General features: G+C 38.2%; 12 protein-coding genes. 4 read left to right on the top strand and 8 right to left on the bottom strand.

Annotated features, from left to right (window positions below):
- Positions 1-61: 61 nt before the first annotated feature.
- The 3 genes from NST66_RS05355 to NST66_RS05345 form a co-directional block, all read right to left on the bottom strand.
- Positions 62-1,039, bottom strand: coding sequence for an alpha-ketoacid dehydrogenase subunit beta (locus NST66_RS05355; protein WP_013056055.1), 978 nt, complete (start codon positions 1,037-1,039; stop codon positions 62-64).
- A gap of 3 nt (positions 1,040-1,042) precedes the next feature.
- Positions 1,043-2,158 carry a pyruvate dehydrogenase (acetyl-transferring) E1 component subunit alpha gene (gene pdhA / locus NST66_RS05350; RefSeq protein ID WP_013056054.1) on the bottom strand — a complete coding sequence of 372 codons (1,116 nt, stop codon included), beginning with the start codon at positions 2,156-2,158 and terminating at the stop codon, positions 1,043-1,045.
- 581 nt (positions 2,159-2,739) lie between these two features.
- A complete protein-coding gene (locus NST66_RS05345) occupies positions 2,740-3,405 on the bottom strand; it encodes a YkyA family protein (protein WP_028407940.1) in 666 nt (221 codons plus the stop codon).
- A 170-nt stretch (positions 3,406-3,575) separates the two neighbouring features.
- On the opposite strand from NST66_RS05345, the gene NST66_RS05340 reads away from it, so the two are divergent.
- Both NST66_RS05340 and def read left to right on the top strand, forming a co-directional pair.
- Positions 3,576-3,686, top strand: a complete 111-nt coding sequence (locus NST66_RS05340; protein WP_016763434.1) for a YjcZ family sporulation protein — start codon at positions 3,576-3,578, stop codon at positions 3,684-3,686.
- Positions 3,687-3,860: 174 nt separating this feature from the next.
- The gene (gene def / locus NST66_RS05335; protein ID WP_013056051.1) at positions 3,861-4,415 is read left to right on the top strand and encodes a peptide deformylase; all 555 of its coding nucleotides are present in this window, start codon (positions 3,861-3,863) and stop codon (positions 4,413-4,415) included.
- A gap of 29 nt (positions 4,416-4,444) precedes the next feature.
- Here the strand turns inward: def and NST66_RS05330 are convergent, their stop codons facing one another.
- On the bottom strand, positions 4,445-5,227 hold the full coding sequence (locus NST66_RS05330; protein WP_028414112.1) for a Cof-type HAD-IIB family hydrolase: 783 nt from the start codon (positions 5,225-5,227) through the stop codon (positions 4,445-4,447).
- Positions 5,228-5,776: 549 nt separating this feature from the next.
- On the opposite strand from NST66_RS05330, the gene NST66_RS05325 reads away from it, so the two are divergent.
- Together NST66_RS05325 and rnjA are read left to right on the top strand one after the other, a co-directional pair.
- Complete coding sequence (locus tag NST66_RS05325) at positions 5,777-5,986, top strand: DNA-dependent RNA polymerase subunit epsilon (protein ID WP_013082289.1); 210 nt, start codon at positions 5,777-5,779, stop codon at positions 5,984-5,986.
- 5 nt (positions 5,987-5,991) lie between these two features.
- Positions 5,992-7,659, top strand: coding sequence for a ribonuclease J1 (gene rnjA, locus NST66_RS05320; protein ID WP_013056048.1), 1,668 nt, complete (start codon positions 5,992-5,994; stop codon positions 7,657-7,659).
- Positions 7,660-7,701: 42 nt separating this feature from the next.
- On the opposite strand, the gene NST66_RS05315 is transcribed toward rnjA, so the two are convergent.
- The 4 genes from NST66_RS05315 to gnd form a co-directional block, all read right to left on the bottom strand.
- Positions 7,702-8,364: a potassium channel family protein gene (locus NST66_RS05315; RefSeq protein WP_028414113.1), complete on the bottom strand. Its 663-nt coding sequence runs from the start codon at positions 8,362-8,364 to the stop codon at positions 7,702-7,704.
- 149 nt (positions 8,365-8,513) lie between these two features.
- Positions 8,514-10,319, bottom strand: coding sequence for an ABC transporter ATP-binding protein (locus NST66_RS05310; RefSeq protein WP_028414114.1), 1,806 nt, complete (start codon positions 10,317-10,319; stop codon positions 8,514-8,516).
- Between the two features lie 15 nt (positions 10,320-10,334).
- Positions 10,335-12,071 (bottom strand): ABC transporter ATP-binding protein, encoded by a 1,737-nt coding sequence (locus NST66_RS05305; RefSeq protein ID WP_340843184.1) that lies wholly within the window; start codon positions 12,069-12,071, stop codon positions 10,335-10,337.
- 271 nt (positions 12,072-12,342) lie between these two features.
- Positions 12,343-13,239 (bottom strand): phosphogluconate dehydrogenase (NAD(+)-dependent, decarboxylating), encoded by an 897-nt coding sequence (gene gnd, locus NST66_RS05300; RefSeq protein ID WP_025749395.1) that lies wholly within the window; start codon positions 13,237-13,239, stop codon positions 12,343-12,345.
- Positions 13,240-13,259 lie beyond the last annotated feature (20 nt).

The raw sequence follows: 13,259 nt of genomic DNA, 5'->3' as shown, positions 1-13,259 counted from the left end.
GTTTATTTTATCTAAGACAGAAATCAGCACAAAGCTGATTTCTATCACAGTAAAATGCTAATTAAAATTCAAGTACTTTCTTAGCTGTTTCAACGATGTCTTTGTGGTCTGGTAACCATACGCCCTCAGCTTGAGAGAATGGGAACACAGTATCCGGTGCTGTTACACGTAATACCGGTGCTTCTAAGCTTAAGATTGCACGATCGTTAATTTCAGCTACAACGTTAGCTGCGATACCAGCTTGTTTTTGAGCTTCTTGAACTACTACTACGCGACCAGTTTTTTCAACTGATGCAAGAATTGTATCGATATCTAAAGGTTGAACTGTACGTAAGTCCACTACTTCAGCAGAGATACCTTCTTTTTCTAGTTCTTCAGCTGCTTTTAACGATGAGTGTACCATTGCACCGTAAGCGATAAGCGTTACGTCTGTACCTTCACGTTTCACATCAGCTGTACCTAAGTCAATAGTGTATGATTCTTCAGGTACTTCTTGACGGAATGAACGGTAAAGCTTCATGTGCTCTAAGTATACAACCGGATCGTTATCACGGATTGATGAAATTAAAAGACCTTTTGCATCGTATGGAGTTGAAGGAATTACAACTTTTAGACCAGGTTGAGATGCTACGATACCTTCTAAGCTATCAGCGTGAAGTTCTGGTGTATGAACGCCTCCACCAAATGGTGAACGGAATGTGATTGGTGCATTCCAGCGACCGCCAGAACGGTAGCGCATACGTGCAGCTTGACCTGATACAGAATCAAGTACTTCGTATACGAAACCAAAGAATTGAATTTCAGGAACCGGACGGAAACCTTGAGTCGATAGACCCACAGCAAGACCACCGATACCAGATTCAGCTAATGGCGTATCGAATACGCGATCTTCGCCGAATTCTTGTTGAAGACCTTCAGTCGCACGGAATACTCCACCGTTTACGCCAACGTCTTCACCAAAAACTAATACGTTTTCGTCGTTTTTCATTTCTGTGCGTAACGCATCAGTAATCGCTTGAATCATTGTCATTTGCGCCATGGCTTACTTCGACTCCTTCTCTTTGTAGATTTCATATTGCTCTTGTAAGTTTGAAGGCATAGTTTCGTACATGATTTCCATTAAATCTGTAACTTTTTGTTTTGGATAATCGTCAGCCTTCTTAATAGCTTGTTTGATATCTTCTTTAGCTTGCTCGATTACTTTGTTTTCTTCTTCTTCATTCCAGATGCCTTTAGCTTCTAAGAATTTACGGAAGCGAACAAGTGGATCTTTCTTTTCCCACTCAGTGTCAAGCTCAGCTGTACGATAACGAGTTGGATCGTCACCAGCCATTGTATGTGGACCATAACGGTAAGTTAATGTTTCAATTAAAGTTGGACCTTCACCGTTTACTGCACGCTCACGAGCTTCGCTTACTGCAACGTATACTGCTAGTGCATCCATACCGTCTACTTGAACGCCTGGGATACCAACAGCCGCTGCTTTTTGAGCGATTGTACGTGCTGCAGATTGCTTTTCAACTGGTGTTGAAATTGCAAAGCGGTTGTTTTGTACAACAAAGATTGCTGGAGCTTTGAATGCACCTGCGAAGTTCATACCTTCGTAGAAGTCACCTTGTGAAGCTCCACCGTCACCTGTATAAGTGATCGCTACTGCTTTTTTACCGCGCTTTTTAAGACCTAGTGCCACACCAGCAGTTTGCACGATTTGTGCACCGATGATGATTTGTGGAGAAAGTACATCTACACCTTCTGGCGCTTGGTTACCGTGGAAATGACCACGAGAGAATAAGAACGCTTGATATAGTGGAAGACCATGCCAAATTAACTGAGGCACATCACGGTACCCAGGTAAAATGAAGTCTTCTTTTTCTAATGCGAAATGTGAAGCGATTTGAGAAGCTTCTTGCCCAGCAGTTGGTGCATAGAAACCTAAACGACCTTGACGGTTCAATGAAATTGAACGTTGATCAAGAATACGAGTGTATACCATGCGAGTCATTAACTCTTTTAATTTTTCGTCAGATAAATCTGGCAACGCTGATTTATTTACTACTTCGCCCTCTTCATTAAGAATTTGGAACGTTTGGTACTGCTCAGCGATTTTATCAAGTTGCTTTGATACATCAATAATAGCCTTTTTAGTTTTAGCAGCCATCTAAGTCACCTCTTCCTTTCATTTAAGCCGTATAAATTCATTTTACTAATCAAACAAACATACACGCTTTTAGAATGTCCCAAATGGACAAGTAAAAGTCATATTTTGTCGAGTAGCTTTTTGAATTCGCTAATCCTTAACATTTCTATGTATTCCCCAGCGAATTCTGTGCAAACATTTACGTAAAAGGAAAGTTTAAGCGAAACGAGCGTTTCGTTAAACTGTATTAATTATTTTGCAAAAATGATTAATACAACACTTACTACGCTACCTAGTTTACAATACACTAAAACAGTTCGTCAATGCATTTACATCAAGAAATTACGCTTTTTTAGTTTGTGAAATAAAACACATAAAAAAGACATGCTGTACTATTACACAGATACAAACTGTATTATATGTTTTATAATAACCTTCTCTTTTTTTACGTCTGCACATCTCCTATCTTGCCACAAATAAACGATTTTTTAAAACAATAACCTTTTGTAATTTTTACTTGAATCGTGTCGAAACTCTTTCTTTATTTCAGAAAACCTTCCTTTTCAGCCAAAAAAAAAGACCTGTAAACTTCACAGGCCTTCTTATTTATCCTCGCTATTTTTCACCTTTAACTTCGTTTTGTTATAAAAATCTTCTTTGGCTTTGTTATAGTCAGCTGTTAGTGTGTTAAACGTTTCTTTTTTCTTTTCAACTTCTTTATAAGTAGCATTGATCGAAGCGATTTGTGTTTCAAGATTCTCTAATTTCACATTGTCTTTTTCAAAGAGCGTATATAGCTGACGATCTAATTCAATGGAATGAAGATAGGCATCATGTAAGGACTGGTAGGCCTTATAACGCTTCTTCATTAACGAAGATAGTTCAAGCGCCTCTTCTTTTGCTTTGCCGTCCTCTAGCTTTTGGATCTTTGGCTCTGTCGCTTCAAACTGTTTTTGCGAAGCGCTGATGCTTTTTTCTTCTTTTTGTAATTTATTTTCACGCTCATCTAATAACTGCTGCGCTTTTTGTGCTTTATTTTTTATTTTCTTTTTATCTTTAATCCCTAGCTCAATAATTTGGTCGTATATCGCATTTTCTTGCTGTTCTAAATCAGCTAACGGTTTTTGCTGATCAGCAAATTGCTTTTCTTGTGCTACCACTTTTTCTAATCCATTATATACCTCAAGTTCAGGCGATGAGCCCTCTGCACAGCCTGCTAGTGACATAGCAGCAATGCCAATAACTATATATCTTCCGACGCATTTCATATTTGGTAAATCCTCCCTTATTCATGGGTCATTATACAATTTTTGTAGGAAATTGGCAATTTATCTACACCCTTTTTCCACCTTTTAATATATTATACTAACCCAATCGTGAAAAAAAAGGGAGTTTATTACTTTTTACCTTGGGATTGATAACTACGGGAGGTTACATTATGTTGGGTTATGGTGGATATGGCTGCGGCGGTTCTAATAAAGGTTTCGTGTTATTAATCGTACTGTTCATTTTATTAGTTATTATCGGCTGCAGCTGTGGCGGCTGGTAATTATACAATAAAAGCGGCTAACTGCCGCTTTTATGTTTTCTTATGCATGTTTTTCCAAATGTTTGATACATATAATTAGTAGAAACATTTATGTGGTCAAGGTCGAGGTAATGACTTTTTTATACGGATTTGGTACACTTTATACCTATAAAATAGCCTAGGGAGATGTGAAAGTTGATTACAATGAACGATATTATCCAAGACGGACACCCAACGCTGCGAGAAGTAGCAAAAGAAGTACCGTTACCTGCTTCTGAAGAAGACAAAAAGATTTTACATAGCTTATTAGAATATGTAAAAAACAGCCAAGACCCTGAAATTGCTGCTAAATATGGACTGCGATCTGGTATCGGACTTGCCGCTCCTCAAATTAATGTATCAAAACGAATGATTGGGGTACACGTTACGGATGAAAAAGGCAAGCTATACAGCTATGCATTATTTAACCCTAAGATCATTAGCCACTCAGTTGAAAAGACATATCTTACAGGCGGTGAAGGCTGCTTGTCTGTCGATCAAGATATCCCAGGATTTGTTCCTCGATATGCACGCATCACAGTAAAAGGCACAACGCTTGAAGGCGAAGAAGTGAAAATTCGTTTGAAAGGCCTTCCTGCTGTCGTATTTCAGCACGAGATTGATCATTTAGACGGAATTATGTTTTATGATTACATCAATAAAGAAAACCCATTTCAAGAACCTGAAAATGCTTTTCCATATGAACGCTAAAAAACGCGAGCTAGAGCTCGCGTTTTTTCTTATTTTAACAATCCTACTAGCTCTAATCCGTGGAGAATACCACCTTCTGCTACATCTTTTGTAACAAGATCAGCCACTTCTTTCACGACTTCTTCCGCATTTCCCATCGCTACGCCATTTCCGACAAACTCAAGCATTTCGATATCGTTTAAGCCGTCTCCGAATGCATATACATCTTTTTTATCAAAGCCAAGCTTTTCAATCATGGTCTCAATTCCTCGCGCTTTTGATCCACCTTTTGGGAGAACATCAGTTGAAAATTCATGCCAGCGAATAAAGTCAAATTTCTTAAATTTTTCTTCATAAGGAGCTTCTTCTCCCGCTGTACAGAATAAGAGGGATTGATAAATTTCACGCCCTTTGAAATAAGCAGGATCGTGGTGAGGGTGGGTAAATCCAATTTTCAGCGTGCTGATGCTGGATTCGATATAATCATGAAATTCAATGTTTGATTTCATATCTTCATGATCCATGTATACGACAGGATGATCATGCTCAACAGCAAAAGCCGTTAAATCCTGAAGCTCTTCTTTATTTAACGGCTTTTTGTAAAGAACTTCTCCATTTAAGACAATGTACTGACCATTAAAGCTAATATATGTTTGAATATCCAACTCTTCACGCAGATCTTTAAACATAAAAGGAGCCCTTCCAGTTGCAATTGCCACTTCATGCCCCTGCTCTTTTAACAGCTGGACAGCTTTTTTTGTAGAAGCAGGCAGTTTTTTATCATGATCCAATAACGTTCCATCAATATCAAAAAAAATAATCTTTCGTTCCACGTTTATCACCTTATTTTTTATAATTTTTTATCTCTTTGTTAAGCCTTTCCAATTATACCAAACAAGCACTGATTTCTCTATAAATGGACGTTCCTATTTACAATTTTTCCATATTTAACCACGAGAAACCTCTCCCTTTTCATCATATAATAAAAGTACAGAGAGAGACAGGCAGGTATCGCAAAAAAACAAAGGAGCTGAAAAATCATGTTAAAAGATTTTCGAAAAAGGCTGCTAAAACGCTGGAATGAATTATTGCGTAAAAAAACGATGGCATAATCGATTTTTTTAGGGCTTTCTGTTGTAAAATTTGCAGAGTGTGTGTCTGCATCGTACAATGGAATAGCCCTTATTTTTTATACGCCCGGAAAATATAGTCTTGTATCCGTTTCCTATTAATATTATTCTATAATTAATTGACTTGTTATATTTAGATGACTAAAATGTAGTGAAAGCAAGTTTCTTTAGAAAATACATGAAATACATACACATTTTATAATATAATAAAATAAGTTATTTGAATTTCGGAATTAAGGAGAGATTTTTGTTATGATTTTTAAAGTTTATTTTCAAGAAAAAATGAGTGAAGTAGCTGTACGTGAAAATACAAAAACAGTGTATGTGAACGCAGATTCTGAGCGTGACGTTCGTCAAAAGTTAAAAGCGCGTTCAATTAATATTGAGTTTGTTCAAGCAGTGACTGGAGACTATCTAGAATATGAACAACAGCATGAAGATTTTAAAGTATTGGAGATATGATGAAAATGAAATTTGTAAAAAATAATCAAACGGCAGTTTTCGCCCTGGGTGGACTAGGCGAAATTGGTAAAAATACGTATGCCGTACAGTTTCAAGATGAAATTATTCTTATTGATGCAGGAATTAAATTCCCTGAAGATGAGCTTTTAGGAATTGACTATGTTATTCCTGACTACAGTTATTTGGTAAAAAATGCAGATAAAATCCGCGGCCTTTTCGTTACACATGGTCATGAAGATCACATCGGCGGAATTCCTTACTTATTAAGAGAATTAAACATTCCTATTTATGCAGGAAAATTAGCCCTTGGACTTCTTCGCAACAAATTAGACGAGCACGGGTTGCTTCGTACAGCTCAGCTTCATGAAATTACTGAAGATGACGTAATTAAATTCCGTAAAACATCGGTAACGTTCTTCCGTACAACTCACAGTATTCCTGATTCTTACGGAATTGTGGTAAAAACACCAAACGGACAAATCGTACATACAGGAGATTTCAAGTTTGATTTTACACCAGTGGGCGAACCGGCTAACTTAACAAAAATGGCTGAAATCGGTAAAGAAGGCGTTCTATGCTTGCTTTCAGACAGTACAAACAGTGAAATTCCTAACTTTACGATGTCTGAGCGCCGCGTAGGTGACAGCATTCATGACATTTTCCGTAAAGTAGACGGCCGTATTATTTTTGCAACGTTTGCTTCAAATATTCACCGCTTACAGCAAGTAGTGGAAGCAGCCGTATTGCATAACCGCAAAGTTGCTGTATTCGGACGCAGTATGGAAGCAGCTATTGAGATTGGCCAACAGCTTGGATATATTTCATGTCCAAAAGATACGTTCATTGAGCCTTCTCAAATTAACCGAATTCCAGCTAACCGCGTGACTATTTTATGTACAGGCAGCCAAGGTGAACCGATGGCAGCGCTATCTAGAATTGCAAACGGTACTCACCGCCAAATTCAAATTATCCCTGGAGATACGGTTGTGTTCTCATCTTCACCTATTCCAGGAAATACAGTAAGTGTTAGCAAAACAATTGATATGCTATTCCGTGCAGGAGCAGAGGTTATTCACGGTGCTCTAAACGATATCCATACTTCTGGACACGGCGGACAGGAAGAGCAAAAATTAATGCTTCGTTTGATGAAACCAAAATACTTTATGCCAATTCACGGTGAGTATCGCATGCAGAAGATGCACATCAAACTTGCAACAGACTGTGGAGTTCCTGAAGAAAACTGCTTCATTATGGATAATGGAGAGGTGCTAGCTTTAAGCGACAGTGAAGCTTCAGTAGCTGGAAAAATCCCTTCAGGCTCTGTATATATTGACGGAAGCGGAATTGGTGACATTGGAAATATCGTACTTCGTGACCGCCGTATTTTATCTGAAGAAGGACTTGTTATTGTCGTTGTAAGCATCAATATGAAAGACTTCAAGATCGCTGCTGGTCCAGACATTATCTCTCGCGGTTTTGTTTATATGCGCGAATCTGGCGACTTAATTAATGATGCACAGTCCCTCATTACAAAACACTTGAACAAAGTGATGGAACGTCGTACGTCACAATGGTCTGAGATTAAAAATGAAATCACAGACACATTGGCTCCATTCCTTTACGAAAAAACAAAGCGCCGTCCAATGATTTTACCAATCATTATGGAGGTTTAATAAAAGAAAAAGAGCAGATGCGATTGCATCTGCTCTTTTTTATTAGGAACTGGCAAATTTATTTTCGAAGCGGTTGATATCTGCGTCTGCTCCAATAACAATTAACACGTCTCCTTCTTGTATCGTTTCGGACGCCTGAGGAGAAACGATGATATCTCGATCACGCTTAATGGCTACAATGTTAATACCATATTTCGCACGAATGTCTAACTCAATCAGCGTATTGCCAGCCATTCTTTTGCTTGCTACTAATTCGACAATGCTGTGTTCTTCAGATAGCTCCAAATAATCCAGCACGCTGTTTGAAATCATGTTATTGGCAATTCTTCGTCCCATATCTCGTTCGGGATGCACGATAAAATTGGCGCCAATTTTTGATAATACTTTGGCATGATAATCATTTTGCGCTTTTACCGTTATTTTTTCAACGCCCAGCTCTTTTAGTATAAGGGTCGTCAAAATACTTGCCTGAATATTGTCGCCAATAGCTACGATAACGTGATCAAAATTACGAATTCCTAAACTTTTTAGAACCCCTTCATCCATTGAATCGCCTACTACTGCATGCGAAGCAACGTTAGCATACTCATTTACCTTTTCTTCATCAATGTCAATCGCTAGAACTTCCATTCCTTGATCGCTTAATGTTTTACAAATACTTCCACCAAATCTACCTAATCCGATGACTGCAAATTCTTTTTTCATTTGAATTCCTCCATTATGTACAGGAAAAAATCTGAACTACCGTTATTTTACCACAATTCTTTTGTATCAACCTCATTTTCCCGTTAACAACGCTTATATGTCTTTACTATTTCTCATAGAAAAACAGAAGGATCAGCTCCTTCTGTTTTTTAAGCTGTAGCATGGGTTTGAACAAGGTAATAATATACGCCTTTTTGCTGCATAAGTTCCCCGTGATTGCCTGTTTCAATAATGCTTCCGTGGTCTAACACAATGATGTTATCTGCTTCTCGTATAGTCGATAGCCGATGAGCAATCATGATGGCCGTTCTGTTATTTAACAGCGTTTTAAGCGCTTGTTGAATCTTCACTTCTGTTTCTGTATCGATGCTTGCTGTCGCTTCATCTAAAATGATAATACGAGGATCAGCCAACAGCGTTCGAGCAAATGAAATCAATTGACGCTCTCCCACCGATAAAACGTTTCCTCGCTCTTCTACTTCCGTATCATAGCCTTTTTTCAGACGCTTTATAAAATCTGCAGCCCCTACCGCTTCTGCGGCCTTAATCACTTCATCATCGGTAGCATCCGGTTTTCCAAACCGAATATTCTCCGTGATGGTTCCTGAAAAAATAAAGGTTTCTTGCAGCACAATACTAATTTGTGCTCGTAAACTCGCTAACGTAATATCTTGAATAGGCATATTATCAATTAAAATCTGCCCTTTGTTCACATCATAAAAACGTGTGATTAAATTAGCAATGGACGTTTTTCCAGATCCAGTATGCCCCACTAAAGCAACCGTCTGTCCTTCTTTTATTTCAATTGATACGTTGTTTAGAGCTTTACGCTTCCCATCATAAGAAAATGAGACGTGCTTGAACTCAACTTTCCCCTTCATATTCTCTAAAGACGTAGCGGTTTCCAAATCTGCGACGAGAGGTTTTTCATCTAGAAATTCAAAAATGCGCTCGGATGAAGCCATTCCCATTAATAATTGATTGTACACTTGCCCTAAACGAGAAATCGGTTCCCAAAACATCCCGAGATAAAAAGCAAATGATACAAAAATACCAATTGTTAGCCGCTCATCTTGAATAAGTGCAGCACCGAACCAAATTAAAATGGCCGTTCCGACAGCATTTGTGAGTTCTACAAACGGTCGAAACATGGCATTTTTTCGAGTAGCTTGCCTCCAGCTCTCGTAATTTTCACTGTTTATGCGATCAAAAAACAGCATATTTTCTTGTTCTTGAGCAAATGATTGAGTAACGCGAATGCCTTGAATACTCTCATTTAAATGTGAATTTAATACTGACTGCTTCATACGAACAACTTGCCATGACCGGCGGATTCTTCTTCTCAGCTTTGTAGAAATCAAAAACATAATCGGTAAAATGACTAAAACAGCACATGTCAAAGCAGGACTGAGAGAAAATAATATAACCACAATTCCCACTAACAATAAGAGGTCCATAAATAGGTTAACTACCCCGTTGGTAAATAAATCTTGAAGAGAGTTAATATCATTCATAATCCTTACAAGAATAGAGCCTCCTGAACGCGTATCAAAAAACCGGTGCGACAGCCCTTGAACATGCGTAAATAAATGTTTTCTTAAATCATATATTACGTGCTGCCCGAGTTGATTCATCCATTTAATCCGAAAGACATTCGCAATATAAGATAGGATATACAAGCTAAAAATGATGAAAACTAACTGCATGAGCAGCGTGCTATTCTTATCTTTTACAGCATGATCAAGCGTATAGACACCTATCAAAATAGGAATAGCGAGTCTAATGACCGTCGTGATAATGACCATAAGAAACGAGAAAGGAAGCAAGTTTTTTCGATATGGATGAAGATAACGAAACAAGCGGGCCATTTGCTTCCAGTTAAACGTCTTATCAATGATTTGATCTGTTTGATAATAAAAGCGCTCTCGCACAACTTTATTTTTTTCGCCTGCCATTCTATTCCTCCCTTGTTATACGTTCATCACCGACGTACTGCTTTCATATTGAATGTCGTAAATGTTTTTATAAATCCCTTGCTTTTGAATGAGCGTTTCATGGCTTCCTCTCTCTTTTATACGACCTTCATGTAAGACCAAGATTTCATCGGCATGTCGCAAAGAAGAAAGGCGGTGCGCGATAATAAACGTCGTACGATTTTTCATCACTTCTTTTAAAGCCAATAGAATTTCTCTTTCTGTTTTCATATCAACGGCACTGGTGGCATCATCTAATACTAGAATACTAGGATTTAAGATAAGCGCTCGTGCAATTGCAATACGCTGCTTTTGCCCGCCTGATAACCCCAGTCCTCTCTCTCCCAGCATCGTATCATATCCATCTGGAAGCTCCATAATAAAATCATGCGCCTGCGCTCGTTTTGCAGCATCAATAATGTCTTCTCTAGAAATACCCGGCACGCCATAAGAGATGTTGGTTCCTATGCTGCTTGAGAACAAAAACGTTTCTTGAAGTACAAAGCTAATTTCTTTCCGAAGAACAGAGAGCGGATACTCTTTAATCGGACGATGGTTAACTAAGATCTGTCCTGAAGTCGGTTCATAAAACCTCGTGAGCAGCTGTGTTAAGCTTGTTTTGCCGGCTCCAGTTGCACCGATTAAACCTACTACTTTCCCTTTAGAAGCAGAAAACGATATGTTCTCAAGCGATTTTTTATCCTCGTTTGGATAGGATAAGCTAACATGCTGAAACTCGACTGTTCCATTAATAGAAAAACTTCCGGCATTCTCATGGACTTTTTCTTCTTCTTCTAAAATTTCTAGCAGCCTTTCACCTGAAGCTTTAGACTGTGAAAACATATTGATAACAAACCCTAGATTCATAATCGGCCACATTAAATAAGAGGTTAAGCTAAAGAAAGCAACAAGCTCTCCAGGACGTACGCTTCCGTTCATAACAAGCGCTCCTCCGTAAGCAAGGAGACCAACAATAGATAAATTCCCTATAAACTCCATTAAGGGGAAATAAGTTGCCCACACATTCGCTGTTTCAATGTTTCGATTTTTATAAACTCCGTTGGAATCGTTAAATTTAGAGGTTTGAAATTTTTCTCTTGATAATGATTTGACCGTCTGTATGCCGCTTATATTTTCTTGAACATTTGTATTAAGTTCTCCAAACGATTGGCGAATTAAGCGAAACGCTGGATGAACGCGTTTATCAAAACGATAAACAGCTACCCCCAAAAAAGGCAGCAGGCAGATTGTGACAAGAGTGAGTGAAATAGAGTAATAGAACATAACGGAAAAGCTGGCAGTAAGTAAAATGACGAAGCGAATTAATTCTGAGAAGCCAAAAGATAGAAAAAAACGAAATCCTTCTACATCAGCTGTCAACCTGGACATCAAGTCCCCTGTTTTAGCATTGTCATAATAAGAAAACGGTAAATACTGAAGTTTGCGGTAAAGTTTATTGCGAAGAGTATACACGGACTTAATTCCAAATAAGTCGCCGTAATATTGCTGAATATATGTAAAGATTCCTTTGATGATCATCAGTCCAATAAAAATAAATGCTACATTATCGACTAGCTGATATTGTTTTCCTAACACGATATGATCAATCGTATATTGCAGCACAATCGGGTAAATCACAGTGATGGAGGTTACAAATAACAAGCAAATAGCAGAATAAAAAAAGTACATTCGGTACGGCAAATAAAAATCTTTTAGTTTTTTAAACGTTCCCATATACCCCGTCCTTTCCCTTAGCTAAGATGTGGCAAACATATTTAAATATATCTTTAAATATATCGGTTCCCGAAATAAATTACCATAATTTTTAGATATTTTTTCAAAAAAAGGTAAATAGTCATAAAAAAGAGGTTGGGATATAGCTAAATGAATTTCATCTAAAGACGAAACTATTCACCCAAACAAAAAAACGAACCACTAATCAAACATATTGATCAATGGTTTGTTTTTCACTTCGTCTAAAATACTTTTGTCCCAGCTTCTTTTTTTATTGTTTTTCCACTGCATGTCCGCCGAACTCATTGCGAAGAGCGGCAACTACTTTACCTGTAAACGTATCATCTTCAAGTGAGCGATAGCGCATCATTAAAGATAAAGCAATAACTGGCGTTGGCACTTGTAAATCTAAAGCTGATTCAACCGTCCATTTCCCTTCACCGGAAGAATGCATAACTCCTTTAATACTGTCAAGTTTTGCATCTTTTGAAAATGCACGTTCCATTAATTCGATTAACCATGAGCGAATAACAGAGCCATTGTTCCATACGCGGGCTACAGCTTCGTAGTCATAGTCAAATTCACTTTTCTCTAACACATCAAAACCTTCAGCAATTGCTTGCATCATGCCGTACTCAATTCCGTTATGAACCATTTTCAAGAAGTGGCCGCTTCCTGCTGCACCTGAATAAAGATAGCCGTTTTCTACGTTGATGTCGCGGAAAATAGGTTCGATTGTAGCAAATGCTTCTTTATCTCCGCCAATCATCATACAAGCGCCGTTTCGGGCACCTTCCATTCCGCCGCTCGTTCCAACATCGAAGTAGTGAATTCCTTTTTCAGCAGAAGCTGCGGCACGTCGTACGGAATCTTTATACTTAGAATTACCGCCTTCGATAATCATATCTCCTTCTTCAAGTAATTCTTGAAGCTCAGAAATTACTTTTTCTGTGAGCTCTCCGGCTGGAACCATTACCCAAGCAATGCGTGGTTTTTCTAATTTGCTTACTAATTCTTGAATGGAAGAAGCGCCTTCTGCTCCCTTTTCTGATACTTTCTGTACGGCTTCGTTGTTCACATCGAATGCTACCACAGAATGGTTATGATCTAGTAAATTCAATACTAAGTTTGCTCCCATTTTCCCTAAGCCAATCATACCTAATTTCATATGTAAATTACCTCCAATAG

It is taken from the genome of Priestia sp. FSL W8-0524 (assembly GCF_038005965.1).
GTDB classification, from domain to species: Bacteria; Bacillota; Bacilli; order Bacillales; family Bacillaceae_H; genus Priestia; species Priestia zanthoxyli.
This window is presented reverse-complemented; position numbering and strand designations above follow the sequence as displayed.

Bases quoted from the DNA above. Each gene is read 5' to 3' on its own strand.
- NST66_RS05355 (WP_013056055.1), bottom strand. From the start codon at position 1,039: ATGGCGCAAATGACAATGATTCAAGCGATTACTGATGCGTTACGCACA.
- pdhA (WP_013056054.1), bottom strand. From the start codon at position 2,158: ATGGCTGCTAAAACTAAAAAGGCTATTATTGATGTATCAAAGCAACTT.
- NST66_RS05345 (WP_028407940.1), bottom strand. From the start codon at position 3,405: ATGAAATGCGTCGGAAGATATATAGTTATTGGCATTGCTGCTATGTCA.
- NST66_RS05340 (WP_016763434.1), top strand. From the start codon at position 3,576: ATGTTGGGTTATGGTGGATATGGCTGCGGCGGTTCTAATAAAGGTTTC.
- NST66_RS05325 (WP_013082289.1), top strand. From the start codon at position 5,777: ATGATTTTTAAAGTTTATTTTCAAGAAAAAATGAGTGAAGTAGCTGTA.
- rnjA (WP_013056048.1), top strand. From the start codon at position 5,992: ATGAAATTTGTAAAAAATAATCAAACGGCAGTTTTCGCCCTGGGTGGA.
- NST66_RS05315 (WP_028414113.1), bottom strand. From the start codon at position 8,364: ATGAAAAAAGAATTTGCAGTCATCGGATTAGGTAGATTTGGTGGAAGT.
- NST66_RS05310 (WP_028414114.1), bottom strand. From the start codon at position 10,319: ATGGCAGGCGAAAAAAATAAAGTTGTGCGAGAGCGCTTTTATTATCAA.
- NST66_RS05305 (WP_340843184.1), bottom strand. From the start codon at position 12,071: ATGGGAACGTTTAAAAAACTAAAAGATTTTTATTTGCCGTACCGAATG.
- gnd (WP_025749395.1), bottom strand. From the start codon at position 13,239: ATGAAATTAGGTATGATTGGCTTAGGGAAAATGGGAGCAAACTTAGTA.